Below are 25,755 nucleotides of genomic sequence, written 5' to 3' on the forward strand. Positions count from 1 at the left end.
CCGTATGTGGGGGTGGACCTTCCGATGACCATCACGCTCGAGGCAGGCGACGGCGTCGTCACCGCGGCACACCGGCCGCGCATCACCGGCGTCGGCACCGCGGTGCCCCCCGCCTCCTACTCCCAGCAGGACGTCCTCGACGCCTTCGCGATCAGCGACCCGAAGATCACCTCCGTCTTCCGCAACAGCGCCATCGACCGGCGCCACCTCCAACTGCCCGAGCCCGGCCCGGACGGCGTCCGCAGCCCCGAGACCCAGGGCGACCTCCTCGACAAACACAAGCGGTCGGCCGTCGAGATGGGCGCCGAGGCGCTCCGCGCCTGCCTCAAGCGGGCCGGCGCCGACCTGTCCGACCTGCGCCATCTGTGCTGCGTCACCTCCACCGGCTTCCTCACCCCCGGCATCAGCGCGCTGCTCATCCGCGAGCTCGGCATCGACCGGCACTGCTCGCGCAGCGACATCGTGGGCATGGGCTGCAACGCAGGTCTCAACGCCCTGAACCTGGTGGCCGGCTGGTCGGCCGCACACCCCGGGGAGCTGGCCGTGCTGCTGTGCACGGAGGCCTGTTCCGCCGCCTACGCCATGGACTCCTCCATGCGCACCGCGGTCGTCAACAGCCTCTTCGGCGACGGAGCGGGCGCCATCGCGCTGCTCTCCGGCCCGCAGGAGGCGGCGCCCGCCGAGGAGGGCCCGACCCTCCTCAAGTTCGCCAGCTGCATCATCCCCGAGGCCGTCGGCGCGATGCGCTACGACTGGGACCGCGACCTGGGCCGCTTCAGCTTCTACCTCGACCCCCAGGTGCCCTACGTGGTCGGCGCGCACGCCGAGATCGTCATCGACCGGCTGCTCGCCGGCACCGGGCTGCGCCGCAGCGACATCCGGCACTGGCTCGTGCACTCCGGCGGCAAGAAGGTCATCGACTCGGTCGTCGTCAACCTCGGCCTCACCCGGCACGACCTGCGGCACACCGTCGGCGTGCTGCGGGACTACGGCAACGTCTCCAGCGGGTCGTTCCTCTTCTCGTACGAGCGGCTGCTCGACGAGAAGGCCGCCGAGCCCGGCGACTACGGCGTGCTGATGACGATGGGGCCGGGATCCACCCTCGAGACGGTACTGGTGCAGTGGTGACGGGAGACCCAGGAGACATGGACGTGACTGTGGACGAAGCACCGACCCTGGCAGTGGACGGCCGCCGGCCGCCGACGGCGGTGGCCGTGAAGGAACTCGCCGCGCTCTGCGACCGGGTGGAGGACGGCGGACCCGCCGTCGCCGTGCTGCGCGTCTCCGGCGCGCCCGACGCGGACTGGGCGGACGGCCTCGACACCGCTCTGGTCACCAAGTGGGAGCGCACCCTGCGCCGCTTCGAGCGGCTCCCCGCCGTGACCGTCGCCGTCGCCGCCGGGGACACCGGCGGCACCGCCCTCGACGCCTTCCTCACCGCCGACCTGCGCCTGGCGGCACCCGGCACCCGGCTGGTGCCGCCCTCCGACGGCGAGGCCACCTGGCCCGGCATGGCCCTCTTCCGGCTGGTCCGCCTCCTCGGCGCGGGCCGTGCCCGCCGCGCCGTCCTCTTCGGCGACCCGATCGGCGCCGAGCAGGCCCTGGCCCTGGGCCTCGCCGACGACCTCACGGACGACCCGGAGGCCGGCCTGGCCGCCCTGATCGCCCGCTACGGCGAGGGCGGCGGCAGCGAACTCGCCGTACGCCGCCAGCTCCTCCTCGACGCGGCCACCACGCCCTTCGAGGACGCTCTCGGCTCCCACCTGGCCGCCTGCGACCGCGCCCTGCGCCGCACCACCGCCCGGGAGCCGGCATGACCGGCACCCCGCCGGGAGGCTCCGGGGAACCGGACCCGCAGAGCCGGTCACCCCGCGCGGCGGCCGGCGGCGCGTCGGAACCGCCCGGCTGGCGGGCCGTCGTGGCGGCCTCGGCCGAGGCGGACCGGGTGCTCGCCGGGCTGGCCCGGCCGGCGAGCCGGGGGCCCGCCGCGCGTGAGGCGGCCGAGGCGGCCAAGGACGCGGCGCGTGCCGCGCGCTCTCGTTTCCTCGATGTCCATGCCGACACCGTCTACGACCACCTGACCGACGGCCGTACCCGCTTCCTCCGCCTCGACGAGCTGGTCGAGGCGGCGGCCGCCGCCTACCCCGGTCTCGTCCCCGCCCCCGAGCGGATCGCCGACGAGCACACCCGGCCGCAGGCCGACAAGGAAGGCCACGAGATCGACCAGGGCATCCTGCTGCGGGCCGTGCTCCGCTCGCCGGTCGCGGGCCCGCACCTGCTCGACGCGATGCTCCAGCCCACCGCCCGCGCGATCCGGCTGCTCCCCGAGTTCCGGCGCACGGGCGTGCTGGAGACGGAGTCCGTCCGCCTCGAACGCCGGGACGGCGTCGCCCGGCTGACGCTCTGCCGGGGCGACCGGCTCAACGCCGAGGACGAACAGCAGGTCGACGACATGGAGACCGCCGTCGACCTCGCCCTGCTCGACCCGGCCGTCCGGGTCGGCCTGGTGCGCGGCGGCGAGATGACCCACCCCCGCTACCGGGGCAGGCGGGTCTTCAGCGCCGGTATCAACCTGAAGAGCCTCAGCTCCGGCGGTATCTCGCTGGTCGGCTTCCTGCTCCGCCGCGAGCTCGGCTACCTCCGCAAGCTCGCCCACGGCCTGGCCCTCGGCTCCGCCGCGACCTGGCACACCCGGCACGCCGCCAAGCCGTGGCTGGCCGCGGTCGACGGCTTCGCCATCGGCGGCGGTATGCAGATGCTGTTCGTGTTCGACCACGTGGTGGCCGCCTCGGACGCGTACTTCAGCCTCCCCGCCGCCAAGGAGGGCATCGTCCCCGGCGCCGGCAACTTCCGCCTGGGCCGCTTCACCGGGCCGCGGCTCGCCCGGCAGATCATCCTCGGCGGCCGACGTGTCAGGGCGGCGGAGCCCGAGGCCCGGCTGCTGGTCGACGAGGTGGCCGAGCCCGAGGAGATGGACGCCGCCGTCGAACGCGGGCTGGACCGGCTGGACGGCGAGGCCGTGCTCGCCAACCGCCGGATGCTCAACCTCGCGGAGGAACCCGAGGACGGATTCCGCGCCTACATGGCCGAGTTCGCCCTCCAGCAGGCCCTGCGGATCTACGGCGAGGACGTCATCGGCAAGGTCGGCCGCTTCGCGGCGGGGAGCGGGTGACGGGTGCCGTACGCGCGGATCGACGGCAGGGACCTCGCCTACGAGGAGTACGGCGCCGCCGGCGCCCCGGCCGTGGTGCTGGTCGCCGGCACCGGTGCGCCCGGCCGGGTGTGGCGTGCCCACCAGGTGCCGGCGCTGCGCCGGGCCGGCCACCGGGTCGTCACCTTCGACAACCGGGGGCTCGGCCCGGAGCCGGCGCCGCCCGGCTCCTTCACCCTCGCCGACCTGGCCGCCGGCGTCGCCGGGCTGATCGCGCACCCCGGCGGGGCGCCGTGCCGGCTGGTGGGCCACTCGCTGGGCGCGATCATCGTGCAGGAGGTCGTCCTGGCCCGGCCCGAACTCGTCGACCGGGCCGTCCTGATGGCGGGCGGCGGCCGGACGGACGCGCTGATCGCCGCCGCGTCCGCGGCCGACCTCGCGCTCGCCGACGGCGGTGTCCGGCTCCCGCCCGCGGTGGCGGCCCACCGGCACGCCCTGCAGAACCTCTCGCCCCGCACCCTCGACGACGAAGCGCGGCTCGCCGACTGGCTGAGCCTGTTCGAGCTGACTCTCCCCGACCCCGCCGCCGTCCGTGCCCAACTGGGCCTGGAACTCATCCCCGACCGGCTGACCGCCTACCGCCGTATCACCCGGCCCTGCCTGGCCGTCGCCTTCGCCGACGACGTGGTGGTCCGCCCCCGCCTCACCCGCGAACTCGCCGACGCCATCCCGGGCTGCCGCTACACCGAGATCCCCGGCTGCGGCCACTTCGGCTACCTGGAGCGGCCCGAGGAGGTGAACGCGGAACTCGTCGGCCATCTCGTGGGAACCCGGGTGTGACGACATGCCAGGGGACCCGTTACTTTCCGACCAGTCGGTCGGTCGCTCAGGCGGAGGGCTCGGTCACGGTGGACTCGCGGCGGCGGACGGTGACCACGCCCGCCCATGCCATGGCCACCAGCGGGATGACACCGGAGATGATCACCTGTCCCTGGCTGGAGACCGCGCTGTTGGGGGTGCCCAGCAGGAAGCCGGCGCCGATGCAACTGCGGGACAGTGCCTGGAAGCAGGCCCAGGCGCTGCCGTGCACCTCGGCCGGCACGCGGGCGTGCACCGCGTTGCGCAGGCCGACGTTGCAGGCGCCGTTACCGAAGCCGGCGATCAGGAACAGCGGGAAGATCACCGCGGCCACCGGGATCAGACCGGTGAGGAGCAGGCTCAGGCCCATGCCCAGGATGCCGGTGACGATCAGCTGGCCGTGCCGGTCCGACCAGCCCGGGCGGCCCGCGAGCAACGCGCCCGGGACGGACCCGAGGGCCCAGGTCGCCAGGATGAGGCCGAACACGGTGTCGTTGCCGTTGACGACGTCCCGCAGGTAGTAGACGCCGGCGACGTTCTCGATGCTGATGGCCAGTATCGAGGCCGCCAGCGCCGGCATCAGCGTGCCCACCACCGGCGCGTCGCGCAGTGCCCGGTAACCGTCCGCGATCCTGGTGGCGGGGCGGCGGCCGATCGCCACGTCCACGGTGTTCGGCACCGCCAGCATGGTGCAGCCCGCGAGCACCAGGAAGGACGCGCCGTCCACCGCGAGCAGCACTCGGGTGCCCCACAGGGAGTTCAGGAAGCCGGCCAGGGGAGGGCCGATCAGCCCCGCGACGGACAGGCCGGCCGTCAGCAGGCTGTTCGCCCGGCCCGTGTGCTCCTCGCCGGCCACGGCGGGCAGCATCTTGAACCCGGCGGCCACCGAGGCGACCCCGGCCAGCGCGGACAGCGCGATCAGGGCCACCCGCGCATGGAACCCGCCGACCGCGGTGGCCGCGCCCAGGGACAGTGCCTGGAGCAGCAGCGCCCACAGGCAGACCGCGCGTGCACTGAACCGGTCCACCACGGTACCGATCAGCGGCGCCGCGAGCACCGTGGGGATGAGCTCGGCGATCATCACCTCGGTCACCCCGAAGCGGATGTCCCGGTCCGCCGCGTGCAGCACCAGGCCCAGGGAGGCGAGTGTGTCACCGAGACGGGAGAAGAGCGTTCCCGCGATGAGCACCTGCGCGGCGACCGGCATCGTGGCACCGGGGCGCAGCGCGGCGAATGGCGCTCTCCGCGTCTTTTCCGTGTCCAATCGATTCCAATCCGTCCGTTTTCCGGGCCCATTCAGCCTGCTCGCGCATCAGATTAGGCCTGCTCGTTCAGTGGTAGAGCGTTCACCGGCCACCGGGACGGACCGCTTCCCGGTCATTGCGCGCCCCGCCGGAACCCGAGGCGGGATCCCAATTTCTCAGCCAAGAGCAGCGCTTCACCGAATGTCCACACATGTTCCACACCAACTCCCGCTGGGGTGGTGCGGGAAGGCCCACTCCCCGTGTCACCCGGGATGATGTGGATCCGGGGCGTTCCGGACGTCCTTTCCGGGCTGGGCGGCGCCGGGGCGGTGGATCGGCGCCCCGATGTCCCCCTGGGAGCCGTAAAGCGTGTTTTTCGGCCAATCGCTGGAGTTGCGGCGGTCTCTTCCGGTGAACACCTCCACTCCCGTCCGTCGATCCGGAAAGCGCCATCCCGGTGCGTGGCGTTATCGATGCCGGCCAGATGAATGTCCGGAAAATGTCGGGACAACGAGCCGCCTCATTCCCCGAGCAGTGGAGAAAAGGGAACGAACCGGTATCCCCGCCCGGCCCCCGGGCCGCCGTGCCCGGCCGAGGCGTCCGTCGAAGTGCCGGGAGTGCCGGGAGTGCCCGAAGTGCCGGATCGAAGCGGCCAGCCGAAAACCGAGTGCCGTGCTCCGCACCGCCTGCTTACACTCGCCCGGTATCACGCACCGTAGCCGCGGAACGCGGTCCAGGTGCTTTGCCGTGACGAGTTCGGACGAATGAGGGGAGAGGGCCATGCGGGATCGAACCGCCGTCGTCCCTCCCCGTTCCCGCTACGAGGTGATCCTCGTGTCCCCGTCCCTCCGGTGCCCGCCGCGCGGCCGGCACCGGACTCCGTGACGCGCGACCGGATCAATCAACTACCGGCATATGCCCAAGCATTGACGTGCCGTCAGTCGTGACCGGTGAACTTCGCCGCACGGGAAATTGCGCCGCCCCTTCCCGGAGCCGTTCCGGGAAACCGTCATTCGAAAGGCATCGGGCCATGCGCGCCGAACTCCACCCGAACTCCGTCAACCCTCTCGCCGCCGTTCGCAACCTGGGCATCCTCGCCCACGTCGACGCCGGAAAGACCACCGTCACCGAACGCATCCTCTTCGCCACCGGCACCATCCACAAACGCGGCGAGGTCCACGACGGCACCACCGTCACCGATTTCGACCCCCAGGAACGCGACCGCGGCATCACCATCTTCGCCGCGGCCGTCAGCTGCGCCTGGAACGGCCACCGCGTCAACCTCATCGACACGCCCGGCCACGTCGACTTCGCCGACGAGGTCGAACGCTCCCTGCGCGTCCTCGACGGCGCGATCGCCGTCTTCGACGCGGTCGCCGGCGTCGAGCCGCAGAGCGAGTCGGTGTGGCGGCAGGCCGACCGGCACCGCGTCCCCAGGATCGCCTTCGTCAACAAGCTGGACCGCGCGGGCGCGGACCTCGACAGAGCCGTCGAGTCGATCCGCAGCCGTCTGCACCCGGCCCCGCTCGTCGTCCAACTGCCCATCGGCACGGAGGACGGCTTCACCGGTGTCGTCGACCTCGTGCGCATGCGGGCGCTGGTCTGGGCGGACGACGGCGGTACGGCGCTGGAGGGGCCCGTTCCGCAGGAGCTCAGGGAGGCGGCCGAGCGGCGACGGCGCACGCTGGAGGAGGCGGTGGCCGCGCTGCACCCGGCCGCGCTTGAGGAGTTCTGCGCGCCGCCCGGCCGGCTGTCCACCGCCACCCTGGCGGGCGCCCTGCGCGACCTCACCCTGACCGGCGAGGGCGTGGTCGTCCTGTGCGGCTCCGCCTACCGCAACCGGGGCGTCGAACCGCTCCTCGACGCGGCCGTGGCGTATCTGCCCTCGCCGCTCGACGTCCCCGCCGTGCGCGGTACCCATCAGGGCACCGAGCAGCGGCGGGCCGCCGACCCGGAGGGGCCGTTCGCGGCACTGGCGTTCAAGGTGACCGCGACCGCCACCGGGCGCCTCACCCATGTCCGGGTCTACTCGGGCACGATCGAGAAGGGAGCCACCGTGTGGGATCCGGCGACGCGCCGTACCGAACGCGTGGCGCGCATCCTCCGTGTCATGGCCGACCGGCACCAGCCCCTCGACCGGGCGGTGGCCGGTGACATCGTCGCCGTCGCCGGGCTGAAGTCGGCCCGTCCCGGCGCCACGCTGTGCGCTCCGGACGCCCCGCTGCTCCTGGAGCCGCCGGTCGCCGCGGAACCGGTGGTCTCGGTCGCGGTCGAGGCCCGCCGCCGCACCGACACCGACCGGCTGGCGCAGGCGCTGGCCCGGCTGGCCGAGGAGGACCCCTCGCTGGTGGTGCGCACCGACGCCGAGACCGGGCAGACCGTGCTGTCCGGAATGGGCGAACTGCACCTGGAGGTCGCGGTGGAGAAGATCCGCCGGGACGGCGGCCCCGAGGTCACGGTGGGCCGGCCGCGGGTCGCCCTCAGGGAGACCGTGGCCCGCGGGGTGACCGGCTTCGCGTACCGGCACGTCCACCAGACCGGCGGGGCGGGGCAGTTCGCGCACGTCGTCCTGGACGTCGAACCCCTCGGGCACGAGGCCGGGCACGAAGGCGGACGCGAGGGCGGCTTCGAGTTCCGGTCGGCGGTCGTCGGCGGCCGGGTGCCGCAGGAGTACGTGCGTGCGGTCGAGGCCGGCTGCCGGGACGCCCTCGCCGAGGGGCCCCTCGGCGGGCATCCGGTCACGGGGCTGCGGGTCACCCTGACCGACGGCTCGACGCATGTGAAGGACTCCTCCGACACGGCGTTCCGTACGGCGGGCCGGCTCGGCCTCCGGGAGGCCCTGCGAGCCTGCGCGATGACGCTCCTGGAGCCGGTCGCCGAGGTCACGGTCACCGTCCCCGAGGACGCGGTGGGCGGCGTGCTCGGCGACCTCGCCGCCCGGCGCGGCCGGGTCACCGGTTCCGCGGCCCGGGGCGGCGAGGCGGTGCTCACCGCCACCGTGCCGCTGGCCGAACTGTTCGGCTACGCGACGCGGCTGCGCGGCCGCACCCAGGGCCGGGGCACCTTCACCACCCGCCAGACCGGCCACGCCCCGGCCCCGGTCGCGGCACCCGCCCGGTGACACCGGGACGGGGGCCGGGGACAACCTCCCCGGCCCCCGCCCGACGCACCGGGCATCCGGCCCCGGCCGCCGTGCCGGGCGTCCGGCCGCCGTTGTAGTGTCGGGCGTCCGGCCCCCGCCGACGCACCGGGCGTCCGGCCCCTGCCGTCGCACCGGGCGTCCGGCCCCCGTTGTCGTGCCAGGTGTGCGGCTCTGGCCGCCGTACCGGGCGTGCGGCTCTGGGCCGTCGTGCCCGGTGTCCGGCCCTGGCCCGCCGTCGTGCCCGGCACCCCGCCCCGCCGTCGTGCTCCGCACCTCACCCCCATCCCCGCTGTCCGCGATCGGCCGTCGAAACACAACCGTTGTGGAACGGCGTCCGGCCCCGCTCCGCGCAGGTCACCCCGCTCCGGCCCAGGTCACACAGCCGGGCACGGCCGCAGCACCGCCCCGGAACCAGCTGTTCCCCGGCCTGCCTGCACGGATACCCGTGCCGGATCCCTTGACGAGCTAGCCTTCCGAGGATTAACTCACGTCCTAAATTAAGCCATGAGGGGCTTCGGAAGCCGAACGTCGGTCTCGGCATCCGCACTCGCGGGCGCCGGCCTTCGCGAAGCCCTCTCGGGGTTCTCGACTCCCGGAAAGGCACAGCTGGAGCCATGCGCAGCATCCGAGCCGCGGCCGTAGGCGCCGTCACCATGTCTCTCGCCCTCGCGGCCACGGCCTGCGGTGGCGGTTCGTCCACCGGGGGCGGGTCCAACGACTCCCCGAAGACGCTCACCTACTGGGCCTCCAACCAGGGTGCCAGCATCGAGATCGACAAGAAGGTACTCCAGCCGGAACTCGACAAGTTCCAGAAGCAGACCGGCATCAAGGTCAAGCTGGAGGTCGTGCCCTGGTCGGACCTGCTCAACCGGATCCTCACCGCGACCACCTCGGGCCAGGGCCCCGACGTGCTGAACATCGGCAACACCTGGAGCGCCTCGCTCCAGGCGACCGGCGCGCTGCTGCCCTGGGACGCCAAGAACTTCGCCAAGATCGGCGGCAAGGACCGGTTCGTCGACTCCGCGCTCGGCTCCACGGGCGCCGAGGGCAAGGACCCGGCGGCCGTACCGCTGTACTCGATGGCGTACGCGCTCTACTACAACAAGAAGATCTTCGCCGACGCGGGCATCTCCCAGCCCCCGGTCACCTGGGACGAGCTGATCGCCGACGGCAAGAAGATATCCGCCAAGGGCAAGTCGGTGCTCGGCGCCGAGGGCGGAAGCCTGGCGGAGAACATCCACCACACCTTCATCTTCGCCAAGCAGAACGGCGGTGACTTCTTCACCGCCGACGGCAAGCCGGACTTCACCAACGACAAGGTCGTCGCCGGCGTCAAGCAGTACGTCGACCTCATGGCCAAGGACAAGGTCATCCCGACCGGCGACGCCGAGTACGCGCAGAACCAGTCGGTGAGCGACTTCGCCAAGGGCAAGCAGGCCATGCTGCTGTGGCAGTCGGCGTCCGCGAACCTCAAGTCGCAGGGCATGAGCGACAGCGACTACGGCATCGCCCCGGTGCCCGTGCAGTCCGGCACCCCCGGCACCGGCACCCAGGCCAACTCGATGGTCGCCGGCATCAACCTGGCGGTCTTCAAGAACACCAAGAACCTCGACGGCGCCACCAAGTTCGTGAAGTTCATGACCAGCGACGACGAGCAGAAGATCCTCAACACCGCCTACAGCTCCATCCCGCCGGTCAAGACCGCCCAGGAGGACGCGGCCTTCAACACTCCGGCCAACTCCGTCCTGAAGAACACCCTCGCCACCAGCGCCGTGGCCCTGCCCCAGGTGGCCTCGGAGTCGCAGTTCGAGACGACGGTCGGTACGGCCGTGAAGAACCTGTTCGCCGACGTGGCCGCCGGGCGCGCCATCACCACCGACTCCGTGAAGGCCGAGCTGGAGAAGGCCCAGCAGCAGATGCCGGCGGCCTGAACGCGATGACGACCACCACCACCGCTGTGCAAGAGCCGGTGCGTGCGAACCCCTCCGGGACGGCGGGCGGCTCCGGCCGCCGTCCCGGGCGGATCCGCCGGATCGGACTGCCGTACCTGCTGCTCCTGCCCGCCCTGCTGCTCGAACTCCTCGTCCATCTCATCCCGATGGTCATCGGCGTCGTGATGAGCTTCAAGGAGCTCACCCAGTTCTACATCCGCGACTGGACCACCGCCCCCTGGGCCGCGTTCGACAACTACCGGACCTCGGTCGAGTTCAACGCCCCGGTCGGCAAAGCCCTGCTGCACTCCTTCTTCGTCACCGTGAGCTTCACCCTGCTCTCGGTCGGCCTGTGCTGGCTGATCGGCACCGCGGCCGCGGTGTTCATGCAGGACACCTTCCGCGGCCGGGGCCTGCTGCGGGCCCTGTTCCTGGTGCCGTACGCGCTGCCGGTCTACGCGGCCGTCATCACCTGGGTGTTCATGTTCCAGCACGACAACGGCCTGGTGAACCACGTCCTGCACGACCAGCTGCACCTCACCGACAAGCCGTCCTTCTGGCTGATCGGCGACAACAGCTTCTACGCCCTGCTGATCGTGTCGGTGTGGAAGGGCTGGCCGTTCGCCTTCCTGATCGTGATGGCCGGACTGCAGAACATCCCGAGGGAGCTCTACGAGGCGGCGGCCCTGGACGGTGCAGGCATCTGGCAGCAGATCCGCCGGATCACCCTGCCGTCGCTGCGCCCGGTCAACCAGGTGCTGGTCCTGGTCCTGTTCCTGTGGACGTTCAACGACTTCAACACGCCGTACGTCCTGTTCGGCAGGGCCGCCCCGGAGGCCGCCGATCTCATCTCGGTCCACATCTACCAGGCCTCCTTCGTCACCTGGAACTTCGGCACCGGCTCGGCCATGTCCGTGCTCCTGCTGCTCTTCCTGCTGGTGGTGACCGGCGTGTACCTGGTGTTCACCTCACGCGGACGGAGGACCGCCGATGTCTAGCCCCAGCTCGCCGATGGCCCCGCCGCGTTCCTTCCTCTGGTCCCGGCGGATCTTCCTCACGCTGCTCACCGGGTTCGTGCTGATCCCCGTGTACGTGATGATCTCCAGCTCGCTCAAGCCCCTCGCGGACGTCACCGGCAAGTTCCGCTGGCTGCCGAGCGGGCTGACCATCCGCCCGTACATCGACATCTGGTCGACGGTCCCGCTCGCCAAGTACTTCGTGAACTCGCTGATCGTGTCGGTCGCGGCGACGGTCTGCTCGGTCGTCGTCGCGGTGTTCGCCGCCTACGCGGTCAGCCGTTACGAGTTCCGCGGCAAGCGCGTCTTCACGGTCACCGTGCTGTCCACGCAGATGTTCCCGGGCATCCTCTTCCTGCTCCCGCTGTTCCTCCTGTACGTCAACATCGGCAACGCCACCGGCATCGCCCTGTTCGGCTCCCGCGGCGGCCTGATCCTCACCTACCTGACCTTCTCGCTGCCGTTCTCGATCTGGATGCTGATCGGGTACTTCGACTCGGTGCCGAGGGACCTGGACGAGGCGGCGCTGGTGGACGGCTGCGGGCCGCTCGGCGCGCTGCTGCGGATCGTCGTACCCGCCGCTATCCCCGGCATCGTCGCGGTCGCCGTCTACGCCTTCATGACCGCCTGGGGCGAGGTGCTGTTCGCGTCGGTGATGACCAACGACACCACCCGCACGCTGGCCGTCGGCCTCCAGGGCTACTCCACGCTCAACGACGTGTACTGGAACCAGATCATGGCCGCCTCGCTCGTGGTGAGCGTCCCCGTCGTCGCCGGCTTCCTGCTCCTCCAGCGCTACCTCGTCGCCGGGCTGACCGCCGGCGCCGTCAAGTGAACCCGCCTCGTACCGAAGACAGTTCTGAAGCCAGTTCTGAAGCTGGTTCCGAAGTCTGTTCCGAAGGGAATTTCGTGACCATCGACCTCGCCGCCCTCCCGCACGACTTCCTGTGGGGCACGGCAACCGCGGCGTACCAGATCGAGGGAGCCGTCGCCGAGGACGGCCGTGCACCCTCCATCTGGGACACCTTCTCGCACACCCCGGGGAAGATCGACAACGACGACAACGGCGACGTCGCGTGCGACCACTACCACCGCTGGCGCGAGGACATCGGCCTGATGCGTCAACTGGGCGCGAACGCCTACCGGTTGTCGGTCGCCTGGCCGCGCGTGCTGCCCGCCGGCGACGGCCCGGTCAACGCCAAGGGCCTCGACTTCTACGACGAGTTGATCGACGGCCTGCTGGCGGCCGGCATCACCCCGTCGGTCACCCTGTACCACTGGGACCTGCCGCAGGCCCTCCAGGACCGGGGCGGCTGGCCGGAGCGGGCGACCGCCGAGCACTTCGCCGCGTACGCCTCCGTCGTCGCCGAACGCCTCGGGGACCGCGTCCAGCACTGGACCACCCTCAACGAGCCCTCCTGCTCGGCCTGGATCGGCCACCTGGAGGGCAAGATGGCCCCCGGCTGGACCGACCTCACGGCCGCCGTCCGGGCCTCCTACCACCTGCTCCTCGGCCACGGCCTGGCCGCCCAGGCGATCCGCGCCGCCGCGCCCGGCGCCGAGGTCGGCATCGTGAACAACCTCTCCACCGTGTTCGCCGCCACGGACCGGCCCGAGGACGCGGCCGCCGTCCGCCGCCACGACGGACACGTCAACCGCTGGTGGCTGGACCCGGTGCACGGCCGCGGCTTCCCGGCCGACATGGTCGAGACCTACGGCGTCGAACTCCCTGAGCAGCCGGGTGACTTGAAGACCATCGCCACCCCACTCGACTGGCTGGGCCTGAACTACTACTTCCCGGCCTACATCGAGGACGACCCGAACGGCCCCGCCCCGTACGCCCGTTCCGTGCGCCGCCCCGACGTCCCGCGCACCGGCATGGACTGGGAGATCGACGCGAGCGGCATCGAGACGTTGCTGCTGCGCCTCACCGAGGAGTACGGCGCCCGCAAGCTCTACGTCACCGAGAACGGCTCCGCCTACCCGGACGTGGTCCGCCCCGACGGCACCGTCGACGACCCCGAGCGCCAGGAGTACCTGGCCGGCCACCTCGCGGCCTGCGCCTCGGCGGCCCGTAAGGGGGCCCCGCTGGCCGGCTACTTCGCCTGGTCGCTGCTGGACAACTTCGAGTGGGCGTACGGCTACGACAAGCGCTTCGGTCTGGTCCACGTCGACTACCGCACCCAGGTCCGCACGATCAAGGGCACCGGCCGCCGGTACGCGGACATCATCCGCGACCACCGGGGACAGGCCCGCCGGGCGGCCTGACACACACGGCGGTGGGCGCGGACCAGGGGAGTTCCGCGCCCACCGCACATACGACCGTCATGCGTCATCGCCCTACGCACGAGCACCAGGCACAGAGCTTGATCTGTCATGCCCACAACACAAACCGAACGGACCGCCAACGCTCAAACGGACCGCCAACGCTCAGGAGACCCGCATGCCATCCCCGTTCCGCATCCCCCGTACCGCCCTGGCCGCCCTGGCGGCGGCCGCCCTGCTGACCTCGGGCACGATCCTGGCCGCCCCGGCATCCACCGCCGCCACCGCCGTGACCTGGGACACCGACCGCGCGAACTCCGCGTACGCCGCGAACCCCTCCGGCGTCACCGCCTCCGGCTACGAGAACGCCGGCACCACCCCCGGCATGGCCTTCGACGCGAACGGCGCGACCCGCTGGTCCAGCAACTTCGCCGACGACGCCTGGATACAGATCGACCTCGGCACCACGATCCGCATCGACAGCGTGCAACTCGACTGGGAGGCCGCGTACGGCAAGAGATACGTCCTGGAGGCCTCGAAGAACGGCACGGACTGGACGCCCTTCTACACCGAGACCGCGGGCACCGGCGGCTCGGTCACCGCGCACACCTACCCGCAGGAGGTCACCGGCCGCTACGTCCGCATGCGCGGCATCCAGCGCGCCACTCCCTACGGCTACTCGCTCTGGAACTTCAAGGTCTACGGCGGCGAACCGGCCCCCGCGTCCTCGACCGTCACCAACCTCGCCCTGAACCACCCGGCGTACTCCAACTACTACCAGCACGCGGGCAATTCACCGGCGTTCGCGACCGACGGCGGCTGGCCGGCGGACCTGAAGGGCGACTACACCCGCTGGTCGAGCGACTGGAACGCCGACCGCTGGATCTCGGTCGACCTCGGCGCCACCTCCACGATCTCCTCCGTGGACCTCTACTGGGAGTCGGCGTACGCCGTCGACTACCTCATCCAGGTCTCCGACGACAACGTCAACTGGCGCACGGTGTACGAGCCGTCGGCCGCCGCCATCGCCGCCCGCCGCGCGAACGTCGTGTCCCCCTCGGACGCGTCGGGCCTGCACGACACGGTCACCCTCCCCTCCCCGGTGACCGGCCGCTACGTCCGCATGCTCGGCAAGGAGCGCCGCAGCTTCTACAACCCGGCCCCCGCCACCGCCCAATTCGGCTACTCGCTCTACGAGTTCCAGGTCTGGGGCACCGGCGGCAGCGCCTCGGCGGCCTACCCCGCCCTCCCCGGCGACCAGTCGGGCACCTACCAGACAGCGTTCTTCGACGACTTCACCGGCTCCTCGCTCGACCGCTCCAAGTGGCGGGTCGTCCGCACCGGCACCGAGATGGGCTCGGTCAACGGCGAGTCGCAGGCGTACGTCGACTCGTCGGACAACATCCAGACGCAGAACGGCGAGCTGATCCTGAAGGCGAAGTACTGCAAGGGCTGCACCCAGGCGGGCGGCGGCACCTACGACTTCACCTCGGGCCGCATCGACACCAACACCCACTTCGACTTCACCTACGGCAAGGTCAGCGCCCGGATGAAACTCCCGGTCGGCGACGGCTTCTGGCCCGCCTTCTGGCTGCTCGGCAGCAACGTCGACGACCCGTCCGTCTCCTGGCCGGCCTCCGGCGAGACCGACATCATGGAGAACATCGGCTACCCGACGTGGACGAGCACCTCGCTGCACGGCCCCGGCTACTCCGCCGACGGCAACATCGGAGCCCGCCAGACCTTCCCGAACGGCGGCACGATCGACCAGTGGCACACCTACGCGGTGGAGTGGACGCCGACGGCGATGCGCTTCTACGTCGACGACACCCTGGTCCAGGAGACGACCCGGAACGTCCTGGAGTCGACGCGCGGCCAGTGGGTCTACAACCACAACCAGTACGTCATCCTCAACCTCGCCCTCGGCGGCGCCTACCCGGCCGGCTGGAACCAGGTCACCAGCCCTTACTGGGGCCTGCCGCAGGCCAGCGTGGACAAGATCGCGGCCGGGGGAGTGCAGGCGGAGGTGGACTGGGTGCGGGTGGAGCAGAAGAAGTAACGGGACGCGGCTCCCGGCCCGCGGAGCCCGGATCCCTGGGCGGGCGCTCGCCCGCACCCGCCCAGGGCCGGCGCTCGCCCGCACCCGAACCTGTGCGGCGTGCACCGGACCCCATAGGAAAACCCCAGCCGTGAGTGAACGGGGCGTCCGTGCCTCGCGTATCCCCCCACCGTGGGAGGATCGCTCACCATGGATGCGTCACCGGCGGTACGGAGCCTGCGTGCCGCGGTGTTCGCCGCGGTGTGCGTACTCCTGGCTGCCGCCGGCCACGGCCTCGCCATGGGCGACCTGCCGCCGCTGTGGGCCGACGCGGCCGGATTCGTCGCCGTGTTCGCCCTGGGCCGCGCCCTCGCGGGGCGTGAGCGCGGGCTGCCGGAGATCGGCGTCGGCATGCTCCTCACCCAGGCCGGTCTGCACTTCGGCTTCGACGCGGCCCGCGCGGCCACCCCGGCTCCCGCGCCCGTCATGACCATGGCCCCCATGCGCATGCACGGTCATGCCATGGCCGGTATGGGCGGTGGGGCCGGTATGGCGCAGCTGCACCCGCATGTCCACGTCCTGACCGCGCACGCCACCGTCGCCCATGTCGTCGCCGCGCTCGTCGCCTCCTGGTGGCTGCGGCGCGGCGAGGCCGCGCTGTGGTCGCTGCTGAGGCGGACGGCCGCGCTCGTGCCCGGTCTGGCCGCCTGGTGGCACGACGCCCCCCTGCCCGCCCCGGCCGACGGCCCCCGCCTGGCCCCGGCCGGCCCGATAGGGCCCCGCCCGCTGCTCGCGCTGCGGCACGCGGTGAGCCGACGCGGCCCCCCGAACCCGATCCCGTACCCGGTCTAACACCAGTAAGACTCTCTAACAGACTTCACTCGTACGGAGATCGACTCACTCATGCCTGCTGTCTCTGCGACTCGCCTCGCCCTCCGCCGCGCCGCCACCGTCACCGCGGTCACCGCCGCGTCGGTCCTCGTCGCCGCCGGCATCGCCTCGGCGCACGTCACCGTCCACCCCGAGAGCTACGCCAAGGGCGCCACCGACGGCGTGCTGACCTTCCGCGTGCCCAACGAGGAGGACACCGCCTCCACCACCAAGGTCCAGGTCTACCTGCCCACCGACCACCCGGTCCTGGGCGTCCTCGTCACCCCGCAGGACGGCTGGACCGCCAAGGTGACCACCACCAAGCTCAAGACGCCCGTCAAGACCGACGACGGCACCATCACCGAGGCCGCCTCCGAGATCACCTGGACCGGCGGCAAGATCGGCGCCGGCCAGTACCAGGACTTCGACGTCGCCTTCGGGCAGCTGCCGGAGGACACCGACCAACTGACCTTCAAGACCCTGCAGACCTACTCCGACGGCAAGGTCGTCCGCTGGATCGAGGAGGCGCAGAGCGGCGACGACGAGCCGGAGAACCCGGCGCCGACGCTCAAGCTCACGGCGGCGGGCGACGAGGACGCCGAGTCGGCCACGCCGGCGACGAAGACCAGCGCCAAGGCGACGACCGTGGCCGCCGACTCCAGTGACTCCACCGCCCGCGGCCTCGGCATCGCGGGCCTGATCGTCGGCGCCCTGGGCCTGGCGGCGGCCGCGTTCGCCGTCGTACGGACGCGGGGCGCACGGTCGTAAGTCAACGCCCGTAGGCAACCACCTGTAGGCAACCACCTGTAGGCAACCACCTGTAGGCAACCGCCTGTAGGCAACCGCCTGTAGGCCAACGCCCGTTGGCAAACCAGAAGGGGGCCCGGACCGATCTCCCGGTCCGGGCCCCCTCTGCTGTCCTCGGCTCAGCGCACCGCCAGCTCCAGCATCTCGATGCCCTCGACGGAAGCCTCCAGGGACGCCTCTGCCAGCTCCTCCTCCAGCACCGCCGTCCGCGCGTTGCGCCACAGCCACGCCACATCCCGCCCGAAGGACCACACCAGGGAGCCGAGCGCCAGCAGCACCACGCCCAGGTTGGCCAGGTAGGGCAGCAGGTCCGCGCCGGCCAGCAGCAGGCAGATGCCCTGCATCGCGGCGACCGTCTTGCGGGCCATGGAGTGCGGCAGCGGGGCGTTCAGCCAGGGCGCCGCCTTCGCGGCCGCGACGAACGCGTACCGCATCCCGCCGATCAGCAGCACCCACGGCCCCAGCTGCGTCGAGACGTACACGCTCAGCACCAGGATCAGGAACGCGTCGACCTCCATGTCGAAGCGGGCGCCCAGGGCCGTCGACGTACCCGTGCGGCGGGCCACCTTGCCGTCCACGCCGTCGAGGATGAGGGCCACGGCCGTCAGGCCGACCAGCAGCGTGACCGGCGGGGAGCTCTCGAAGGAGTCGGCGACCAGGGCGGTCACCCCGCCGACCAGGATCGCGCGGCCGAGGGTCACCCGGTTGGCGGGACCGAAGGAGCGCGGCCGGGTGCGGTGCAGGGCCCGGGAGAGGACCGCCCAGGTGGCTATCGCGAACGCGAGACCCGTCAGCCAGCCGGCCGGCCCCATGCCGATCGCCGTCCCGAGCAGGGCCAGCAGCAGGACCTGTACGCCCGCTCCCACAGCGGTCTCCTGCTGGACCAGCCTGGCTTCGTAAGTGTTGTTCAGGGCCACCGCACGTTCCTCCGGCCGAGTGACAGAGTCGATCAACGCCGCGTACTGTGCGCGGACTGTGCACTTCTCGCTGTGCACATCTCGGTACGTGAACAACTTCCCGATCGTTCAGGAGGATGCCGATGAACTCCTCGGCCCGCGCGTTCTGGCTCCGCTCTCCGGGCCACGGAGAGCTGCGTGACGTCACCCTCGCGGAGCCCGGCGAGGGCGAGGTCCTGGTGCGTTCGCTGTACTCGGGAGTCAGCCGTGGCACCGAGACACTGGTGTTCCGTGGCGGGGTGCCCGAGAGCCAACACGCCGTGATGCGGGCGCCGTTCCAGGAGGGCGAGTTCCCCGGTCCGGTGAAGTACGGCTACCTCAGCGTCGGCGTGGTCGAGCAGGGTCCCGATGGGCTGATCGGGCGTACGGTCTTCTGTCTGTATCCGCATCAGACGCGTTACGTCGTTCCGGTGAGCGCGGTGACGGTGGTACCGGAGCGGGTACCACCGGCGCGTGCGGTACTCGCGGGCACGGTCGAGACCGCCGTGAACGCCCTGTGGGACGCGGCGCCGCTGGTCGGCGACCGGATCGCGGTGATCGGCGGCGGCATGGTCGGCTGCTCGGTCGCCGCCCTGCTCGCCCGCTTCCCCGGTCTGCGGCTCCAGCTTGTCGACGCCGACCCGGCCCGGGCCAAGACCGCGGAGGCCCTCGGCGTGGACTTCGCGGCCCCCGAGGAGGCGCTCGGCGACTGCGACCTCGTCGTGCACGCCAGCGCCACCGAGCAGGGCCTCACCCGCGCGCTGGAACTCCTCGCGCCGGAGGGCACAGCCCTCGACCTGAGCTGGTACGGCGACCGGCGTATCGCCCTCCCGCTCGGCGAGGCCTTCCACTCCCGCCGGCTCACCGTGCGCAGCAGCCAGGTCGGCACCGTCTCCCCGGCCGCTCGCGCCGGCCGCACGTACGCCGACCGGCTCGCCCTGGCCCTGGACCTGCTGGCAGACCCGGCGCTGGACGCCCTCATCACGGGGGAAAGCGCGTTCGAAGAGCTGCCGGAGGTGCTCCCGAAACTCGCCTCCGGGGAGATCCCCGCCCTCTGTCACCGGGTCCGCTACGGCGACATCGGCTGACGGAACGTCCAATAACGTCCGGTGCGGTTCGCCAAGAGGTCCTGACCTGAGAAAAGAGTGAGAGTGGACTGAACGCGGGGAAGCCAAGAGCCGTATTAAGGGCATCCCCCGGCAGGGATCAGCCGGGGGACCAGACGCGCCGCACCTGGAGGGTCGTCCGTTGTTCAGCATCACCGTCCGCGATCACATCATGATCGCCCACAGTTTCCGCGGCGAGGTGTTCGGGCCCGCGCAGCGACTGCACGGCGCCACGTTCCTCGTGGACGCCACCTTCCGGCGTGAACAGCTGGACGACGACAACATCGTCGTCGACATCGGTCTTGCCACCCAGGAACTCGGCGCCGTGGTCAGCGAGCTGAACTACAGAAACCTGGACAACGAGCCCGACTTCGCCGGGATCAACACCTCCACGGAGTTCCTCGCCAAGGTCATCGCCGACCGGCTCGCCGAGCGCATCGAGAAGGGCGCGCTGGGCGAGGGCGCCAAGGGCCTCGCCGGACTGACCGTCACTCTCCACGAGTCGCACGTCGCCTGGGCGAGTTACGAGCGTGCCCTGTGACCGACATGGCCATCGGCCGCCCGTCGGCCCTCACCTACGTGCCCGCGCCGCGCGCGGCCACCGCCGCCGGCGAAGCCCCTGCGAACATCGGGATCCTCCCCATGTCCCTGCGCACCGTGCACTTCGTCATGCCGGGCGGTGTCGACGACCCGGCCCAGCCGAGCGGCGGCAACGCCTACGACCGGCGGGTCTGCCTGGACCTGCCCGGCTTCGGCTGGCAGGTCACCCGGCACGTGGTGGCCGGCTCCTGGCCGCGCCCCGAGCAGGCCGCCCGGGACAGCCTCGCCCGCACCCTGCGGGAACTGCCCGACGGGGCGGCCGTCCTCCTCGACGGTCTGGTCGCCTGCGGCGTCCCGGAGATCGTCGTCCCGGAGGCGGAACGGCTGCGGCTGGCCGTCCTCGTGCACCTGCCGCTCGGCGACGAGACCGGGCTCGACCGGGCCGTGGCCGCCGACCTGGACGCCCGCGAGCGCGCGGTGCTGCGCGCCGTACCGGCCGTGATCGCGACCAGCGACTGGGCGGTACGACGGCTGGTCTCGCACCACGGCCTGGCCCCCGACCGGGTCCATGTCGCCGCCCCGGGCGCCGACATCGCCCCGCTGGCCGGCGGCACCGACGGCGTCTCGCACCTGCTGTGCGTCGCCGCCGTCACCCCGCGCAAGGGCCAGCACCGGCTGGTCGAGGCGCTCGCGGCGGTCCGGGACCTGCCGTGGACCTGCACCTGTGTCGGCGGCCTCGGCCAGGACCCCGAGTACGTCGCCCACCTGCGCTCGCTCATCGCCGAGCACGGCCTGACCGACCGGCTGCACCTCGCGGGTCCGCGCTCCGGCGCCGACCTCGACGCCAGCTACGCGGCCGCCGACCTGATGGTCCTCACCTCGTACGCCGAGACCTACGGCATGGCCGTCACCGAGGCCCTAGCCCGAGGCATCCCGGTGCTCGCGACCGACGTCGGCGGGCTGCCCGAGGCGGTCGGCCGCGCTCCCGACGGCGGGGTGCCCGGCATCCTCGTGCCGCCGGAGGACCCCGCCGCGCTCGCCGCCGAACTGCGCGGCTGGTTCGGCGAGGCGGACGTACGCCGCCGCCTCAAGGCCGCCGCGCGCGGCCGCCGGGCGGCGCTCGACGGCTGGGCGACCACCGCCCGCAGCCTGGCCGGAGTCCTGCTGCGGCTCCCCGACGAACCCCGGAGGGCCGCATGACCAGCGAGACCACGACCACTACTCCGGTCGGCGCGATCCCCGCGCAGCCCGGGCCGACGGATGTTACGGATGCAGGAGTGGGACGAGAGCGCGAACAGCAGCCTTCCGAGGTGATCGCCGGGGCCGGTCCCGTCGTCCGTCCGGGCGAGCGGGCCACCGTCCGGCTGCGGGAGACCGGGCCCGAGGAGCCGCCGCGGTACGCCCCCGAGTGGCTGGAGCTGCGGGAGAGCGCGGACGCGGCCGCCCGGGCGCACGACCTGCTGGACCCGCTGCGGATCCGGCTGGCCAACCTCCCCGGCAAGGCGGGTGTCGTCGTACACGACCTGGGCTGCGGCACCGGCTCCATGGGCCGCTGGCTTGCGCCCCGCCTCGACGGCTCCCAGCACTGGATCCTGCACGACCGCGACCCCTACCTGTTGCACTTCGCCGCCGTCGCCTCGCCGCGCGCGGCCGCCGACGGCAGCCGGGTCACGGTGGAGACCCGGCGCGGTGACGTCGCCCGGCTCACCCCGGACGCGCTGATCGGCGCCTCCCTGGTGACCGCGTCCGCGCTGCTCGACGTGCTCACCCGGGAGGAGATCGACACACTCGCCGCGGCCTGCGCCGGGGCCGGCTGCCCCGCGCTGCTCACCCTGTCGGTCGCCGGGCGGGTCGAGCTGACCCCCTCCCACCCGCTGGACACGGAGCTCGCCGAGGCGTTCAACGCCCACCAGCGGCGCGGCGGGATGCTCGGCCCGGACGCGGTCACGGCCGCCTGCGAGGCGTTCGCCGACCGGGGCGCCACCGTGAAGGTGCACCCCAGCCCGTGGCGGCTCGGCCCCGACGAGAAGGCGCTCACCGAGCAGTGGCTGCGCGGCTGGGTCGGCGCGGCCGTCGAGCAGCGCCCCGAACTGGCCGAGCGCGCCGACGCCTACCTGGCCGAGCGGCTCGCCGCCAACGCGGCCGGCGAACTGCGGGTCGTCGTGCACCACAGTGACCTGCTCGCGCTCGCCCGGCCGACCGGAGGCACCTCATGAGCACCCCCACCCTGGTCCGGGAGACCGCGCCCGTCGCCCCGCTCGCCGTGCCCCGGCGCCTCGGCCTCCGGGCCCTCCGCACCCACCTGGGCACCCTCGCCGGAGCCGCCATCATCGCCGTGCTGCTGTGGCGGCTCGGCACCGGCGTCTTCCTCGACGGACTGCGCCGGATCGACACCCCGACGCTGGTCATCGGCCTGGCGGTCGGCGCGGTCACGACCGTGCTGAGCGCCTGGCGCTGGCAGTTGGTGGCCCGCAGCCTCGGGCTGCGGCTCCCTCTCGGGCCCGCAGTCGGCGACTACTACCGGGCGCTGTTCCTGAACGCGGCCCTGCCCGGCGGGGTGCTCGGCGACGTGCACCGGGCGGTGCGGCACGGGCAGAGCGAGGGCGACATCGGGCGCGGGGTCCGCGCGGTCGTCCTCGAACGGACCGCCGGGCAGATCGCGTTGACGGTGTTCGGGGCGGGCGCGCTGCTGATCCTGCCCTCGCCGGTCCGCGACGAGGTACGCAGCTTCGCCCCGCTGGCGGCGGCCGGGTTGGCCGGCGCGTGCGCGATCGTGGTCGCCGTCCGTATGAACAAGTCTCCGGGCAAGCGCGGCGGTGCCCTGCGCGCCACCCTCGGCGAGGCCCGCCGCGCACTGCTGTCGCGGCGGAACGGGCCGGGCGTCGCGCTGTCCTCGGCGGCCATCCTCGCCGGGCACGTCGGGATGTTCGTGGTGGCCGCCCGGGTCGCGGGCTCGGCCGCTTCCGTGGCCGTCCTCGTCCCGATCGCCGTCCTCGCCCTGGTCGCCATGGGCCTGCCGCTGAACGTCGGCGGCTGGGGCCCCCGGGAGGGCGTCACCGCCTGGGCGTTCGCCGCGGCCGGCCTCGGCGCGGACAGCGGCTTCGCCACCGCCGTCGTCTACGGCGTCCTCAGCTTCGTGGCGGCCCTGCCCGGCCTGGTGGTCCTGGTGGTCCGCTGGTACGCCGGACTGTGCTACTCCCGCCCGGCGGTGAGCAGTTCGAAAATCGCGCCGAAGGAATCCGCGAGGCTCGACAGGAGTTCCTTCCCCTTTTCCGCCGACCCCAGGGAAGGACGGCCGATGACGCCCGACTCGGTATAGGCGGACATTCCCAGGGTGAGGAGATGACGACGGTCGTCAGCGGTGAAATCGGCGGACTCGTAACCAGGGCGGACCAATTCGGGATGAGCGTGCAGCAGAATGGAGGTCTCGATTTCTCCGGCATGCATGTCGGTGAGCGCCGAGGTCTCCACCCCGGCCCGTTCGAGCGCCGCCTCCCAGTCCTCCGCGGCCGGGTACAGCGCCAGCCGCTCGCCCCGCGCGGACGCCTCCTGTACGACGTTGCCCAGCACGTAGTTGCCGCCGTGGCCGTTGACCACGACCAGCGCCTCGACGCCCGAGCGGCGCAGCGAGTCGGCGATGTCGTTCACCACCGCGTGCAACGTCACCGCGGAGATGCTGACGGTCCCCGGCCAGGCGGCGTGCTCGTGCGAGCAGGAGACCGTCACCGGCGGAAGGAGGTGCACCGGGTATGCGGCGGCGATCTCCCGGGCGACGGCACAGGCGACGAGGGTGTCCGTCGCGAGCGGAAGGTAGCGGCCGTGCTGTTCGAAGCTCCCCACGGGAAGGACCGCGACCTGTGTTGAAACGCCCGCCCCCCTGGTCCGTACCTCTTCCGTGGTGTCCGCCGGCAACAAGTCGTATGCCGACGTACGCGCGCCCGAACCACTCATCTTTTCACGGCCTTTCGTCTCTGCTTAGGAATCAGATCATGACAGAAAACATCGGCGTACTCGGCACGAAGTCCCCACGGCGTTCGGGCGTGGAACGCGTCGTAAATGCACCGCTGCCCACGGTGTACGGGAAATTCCAGGCGATCGGCTACCTGGACCACGACCGCGGCGACGAGCAAGTCGCCCTGGTCTACGGGGACATCGACAGCGACCGGGTGCTGACCCGGCTGCACTCGGAGTGCCTGACCGGGGACGCGTTCGGCTCCCAGCACTGCGAGTGCGGTGACCAGCTGGCCGCCGCGCTGCGCGCGGTCGTCGCCGAGGGCAGCGGCATCGTCGTCTACCTGCGGGGCCACGAGGGCCGCGGCATCGGTCTGCTCGGCAAGCTGCGCGCGATGGCCCTGCAGGCGGAGGGCCTGGACACGGTCGAGGCCAACCTGGCGCTCGGACTGCCCGTCGACGCCCGCGACTACGGGGTCGCCGCCGGTATCCTGCGCGACCTCGGGGTGCGTTCGGTACGCCTGATGTCCAACAACCCGCGCAAGCGCGAGTCCTTGGAACGGCACGGCATCGACGTTGCCGAAACGGTCCCGCTGCTGATCGAGCCGTGCGAGAACAACATCACGTACCTGCGGACGAAGCGCGAGCGTCTCGACCACGTGCTGCCCCACCTGGACGCGGTGGCGCACTGGTCCTGAGGTACCGGACGGTCTGCCGGGGAAGGATCGGGGGAGACCGACAGGAGGTACACGCGTGAATCTTCGGGCCCAGGTCGTGATCATCGGCGGCGGGGTGATGGGGACGAGCATCGCCTGCCATCTCGCGAGGGCCGGCGTCCGCGACGTCGTCCTCGTCGAACGCGACGAACTCGCCGCCGGATCCACCTCGAAGGCCGCGGGCGGGGTGCGCGCCCAGTTCTCCGACGAGCTCAACATCCAGCTGGGCGCGCGCAGCTTAGAGGCCTTCGCCCGGTTCGGCGAGGAGATCGGGTACGACATCGGGCTGCACCGGGTCGGCTACCTCTTCCTCCTCTCCACCCCCGAGGAGGTCGCCTCCTTCGAGGCGGGCGTCCGGCTGCAGAACCACCTCGGCGTGCCCAGCCGGATGCTCACCCCGAAAGAGGCGGCCCGGCTCTCCCCGCTGATCACCACCGACGGACTGCTGGCCGCCGCCTACTCCCCGGACGACGGCCACTGCACACCCGAGTCCGTCGTGCACGGCTACGCGGCCGCCGCCCGCGCGTACGGCGCCCGCGTGCTGCGCCACACCGAGGTCACCGGCATCGAACGGGACGGCGCCTACCTCACCGCCGTGCACACCACCCTCGGCCGGATCGCCACCGACACGGTGATCTGCGCGGCCGGCGCCTGGTCGCGGGCGGTCGGCGCGATGGCCGGCATCGACTTACCGGTGCAGCCGCTGCGCCGCCAGATCGCGGTGACGGAGCCGGTCCCGGGGCTGCCGCCGACGCTCCCCATGACGATCGACTTCACCACCAGCCTGTACTTCCACGCCGAGGGCCCGGGACTGCTGCTCGGCATGTCCGACCCCGACGAGCGGCCGGGCTTCGCCACCGACACCCACGACCGCTGGATCCCGCGCCTGTACGCGGCGATGGAACGCCGTGCCCCGGCCCTGCTCGACCTGCGCCGCACCGGCGGCTGGGCGGGCCTGTACGAGAACACTCCGGACCACAACGCCCTGATCGGCGAGGCGACCTCGGTCTCCCGGTTCCTGTACGCCACCGGGTTCTCCGGTCACGGCTTCCTGCAGGCACCGGCCGTCGGCGAGGTGATCCGCGACCTGTACCTGGGCCGGGCACCCTTCCTGGACGTCCGCCCGCTCGGCGCCGGTCGGTTCGCGGCCGACGCCCCGCGCCCGGAGGCCAATCTGGTCTGACC

General features: G+C 72.0%; 21 protein-coding genes and 1 pseudogene. 19 read left to right on the forward strand and 3 right to left on the reverse strand.

Annotated features, from left to right (window positions below):
- Positions 1–24 precede the first annotated feature (24 nt).
- From dpgA to KVT45_RS29150, 4 genes are read left to right on the forward strand one after another with little or no spacing between them, the layout of a single operon-like run.
- The gene (gene dpgA / locus KVT45_RS29135; protein ID WP_254647506.1) at positions 25–1,128 is read left to right on the forward strand and encodes a 3,5-dihydroxyphenylacetyl-CoA synthase DpgA; all 1,104 of its coding nucleotides are present in this window, start codon (positions 25–27) and stop codon (positions 1,126–1,128) included.
- A 17-nt stretch (positions 1,129–1,145) separates the two neighbouring features.
- Positions 1,146–1,817 carry an enoyl-CoA-hydratase DpgB gene (gene dpgB / locus KVT45_RS29140; protein ID WP_217552092.1) on the forward strand — a complete coding sequence of 224 codons (672 nt, stop codon included), beginning with the start codon at positions 1,146–1,148 and terminating at the stop codon, positions 1,815–1,817.
- Positions 1,814–3,172 carry a (3,5-dihydroxyphenyl)acetyl-CoA 1,2-dioxygenase DpgC gene (gene dpgC, locus KVT45_RS29145; RefSeq protein ID WP_217552093.1) on the forward strand — a complete coding sequence of 453 codons (1,359 nt, stop codon included), beginning with the start codon at positions 1,814–1,816 and terminating at the stop codon, positions 3,170–3,172. The genes dpgB and dpgC overlap by 4 nt, the downstream gene beginning before the upstream one ends.
- 3 nt (positions 3,173–3,175) lie before the next feature.
- The gene (locus tag KVT45_RS29150; RefSeq protein ID WP_217552094.1) at positions 3,176–3,991 is read left to right on the forward strand and encodes an alpha/beta fold hydrolase; all 816 of its coding nucleotides are present in this window, start codon (positions 3,176–3,178) and stop codon (positions 3,989–3,991) included.
- Between the two features lie 46 nt (positions 3,992–4,037).
- Here KVT45_RS29150 and KVT45_RS29155 read toward each other — a convergent pair whose 3' ends face one another.
- A complete protein-coding gene (locus tag KVT45_RS29155) occupies positions 4,038–5,216 on the reverse strand; it encodes an MFS transporter (RefSeq protein ID WP_217552095.1) in 1,179 nt (392 codons plus the stop codon).
- A 1,067-nt stretch (positions 5,217–6,283) separates the two neighbouring features.
- Here KVT45_RS29155 and fusA point away from each other — a divergent pair.
- The 8 genes from fusA (at position 6,284) to KVT45_RS29195 (ending at position 17,283) form a co-directional block, all read left to right on the forward strand.
- Positions 6,284–8,374: an elongation factor G gene (fusA, locus tag KVT45_RS29160; RefSeq protein ID WP_217552096.1), complete on the forward strand. Its 2,091-nt coding sequence runs from the start codon at positions 6,284–6,286 to the stop codon at positions 8,372–8,374.
- Between the two features lie 635 nt (positions 8,375–9,009).
- A complete protein-coding gene (locus KVT45_RS29165; RefSeq protein ID WP_217552097.1) occupies positions 9,010–10,326 on the forward strand; it encodes an ABC transporter substrate-binding protein in 1,317 nt (438 codons plus the stop codon).
- Between the two features lie 5 nt (positions 10,327–10,331).
- Positions 10,332–11,324 (forward strand): carbohydrate ABC transporter permease, encoded by a 993-nt coding sequence (locus KVT45_RS29170; RefSeq protein WP_217552098.1) that lies wholly within the window; start codon positions 10,332–10,334, stop codon positions 11,322–11,324.
- Positions 11,317–12,177 (forward strand): carbohydrate ABC transporter permease, encoded by an 861-nt coding sequence (locus KVT45_RS29175; protein WP_089103974.1) that lies wholly within the window; start codon positions 11,317–11,319, stop codon positions 12,175–12,177. The genes KVT45_RS29170 and KVT45_RS29175 overlap by 8 nt, the downstream gene beginning before the upstream one ends.
- Positions 12,178–12,251: 74 nt before the next feature.
- Positions 12,252–13,610, forward strand: coding sequence for a GH1 family beta-glucosidase (locus KVT45_RS29180; RefSeq protein ID WP_217552099.1), 1,359 nt, complete (start codon positions 12,252–12,254; stop codon positions 13,608–13,610).
- A gap of 175 nt (positions 13,611–13,785) precedes the next feature.
- Entirely contained in the window at positions 13,786–15,666 is a 1,881-nt protein-coding gene (locus tag KVT45_RS29185; protein ID WP_217552100.1) for a discoidin domain-containing protein, read from the forward strand.
- Positions 15,667–15,855: 189 nt separating this feature from the next.
- Positions 15,856–16,497, forward strand: coding sequence for a hypothetical protein (locus tag KVT45_RS29190; RefSeq protein ID WP_217552101.1), 642 nt, complete (start codon positions 15,856–15,858; stop codon positions 16,495–16,497).
- A gap of 51 nt (positions 16,498–16,548) precedes the next feature.
- The gene (locus KVT45_RS29195; protein ID WP_217552102.1) at positions 16,549–17,283 is read left to right on the forward strand and encodes a YcnI family protein; all 735 of its coding nucleotides are present in this window, start codon (positions 16,549–16,551) and stop codon (positions 17,281–17,283) included.
- A gap of 158 nt (positions 17,284–17,441) precedes the next feature.
- Here KVT45_RS29195 and KVT45_RS29200 read toward each other — a convergent pair whose 3' ends face one another.
- A complete protein-coding gene (locus KVT45_RS29200; RefSeq protein WP_217552103.1) occupies positions 17,442–18,239 on the reverse strand; it encodes a CDP-alcohol phosphatidyltransferase family protein in 798 nt (265 codons plus the stop codon).
- Between the two features lie 122 nt (positions 18,240–18,361).
- On the opposite strand from KVT45_RS29200, the gene KVT45_RS29205 reads away from it, so the two are divergent.
- The 5 genes and pseudogenes from KVT45_RS29205 to KVT45_RS29225 all read left to right on the forward strand — a co-directional run.
- Entirely contained in the window at positions 18,362–19,345 is a 984-nt protein-coding gene (locus KVT45_RS29205) for a zinc-binding alcohol dehydrogenase (RefSeq protein ID WP_217552104.1), read from the forward strand.
- A gap of 160 nt (positions 19,346–19,505) precedes the next feature.
- Positions 19,506–19,904: a 6-carboxytetrahydropterin synthase gene (locus KVT45_RS29210; protein ID WP_046728401.1), complete on the forward strand. Its 399-nt coding sequence runs from the start codon at positions 19,506–19,508 to the stop codon at positions 19,902–19,904.
- Positions 19,901–21,103, forward strand: a complete 1,203-nt coding sequence (locus tag KVT45_RS29215; RefSeq protein ID WP_217552105.1) for a glycosyltransferase family 4 protein — start codon at positions 19,901–19,903, stop codon at positions 21,101–21,103. The genes KVT45_RS29210 and KVT45_RS29215 overlap by 4 nt, the downstream gene beginning before the upstream one ends.
- Positions 21,100–22,119, forward strand: coding sequence for a trans-aconitate methyltransferase (locus KVT45_RS29220; protein WP_217552106.1), 1,020 nt, complete (start codon positions 21,100–21,102; stop codon positions 22,117–22,119). The genes KVT45_RS29215 and KVT45_RS29220 overlap by 4 nt, the downstream gene beginning before the upstream one ends.
- Positions 22,116–23,045, forward strand: a pseudogene (locus tag KVT45_RS29225) (YbhN family protein); the annotation flags it as partial. The gene KVT45_RS29220 and the pseudogene KVT45_RS29225, both read left to right, overlap by 4 nt.
- Before the next feature lie 50 nt (positions 23,046–23,095).
- On the opposite strand, the gene KVT45_RS29230 reads toward KVT45_RS29225, so the two are convergent.
- Complete coding sequence (locus KVT45_RS29230) at positions 23,096–23,854, reverse strand: creatininase family protein (RefSeq protein WP_217552107.1); 759 nt, start codon at positions 23,852–23,854, stop codon at positions 23,096–23,098.
- Between the two features lie 38 nt (positions 23,855–23,892).
- On the opposite strand from KVT45_RS29230, the gene ribA reads away from it, so the two are divergent.
- Positions 23,893–24,552 carry a GTP cyclohydrolase II gene (ribA, locus tag KVT45_RS29235; RefSeq protein WP_217552108.1) on the forward strand — a complete coding sequence of 220 codons (660 nt, stop codon included), beginning with the start codon at positions 23,893–23,895 and terminating at the stop codon, positions 24,550–24,552.
- Between the two features lie 55 nt (positions 24,553–24,607).
- Positions 24,608–25,753 carry an FAD-binding oxidoreductase gene (locus tag KVT45_RS29240; protein ID WP_217552109.1) on the forward strand — a complete coding sequence of 382 codons (1,146 nt, stop codon included), beginning with the start codon at positions 24,608–24,610 and terminating at the stop codon, positions 25,751–25,753.
- Positions 25,754–25,755: the final 2 nt, after the last annotated feature.

This window comes from Streptomyces sp. GbtcB6 (assembly GCF_019091475.1).
GTDB lineage: Bacteria > Actinomycetota > Actinomycetes > Streptomycetales > Streptomycetaceae > Streptomyces > Streptomyces hyaluromycini.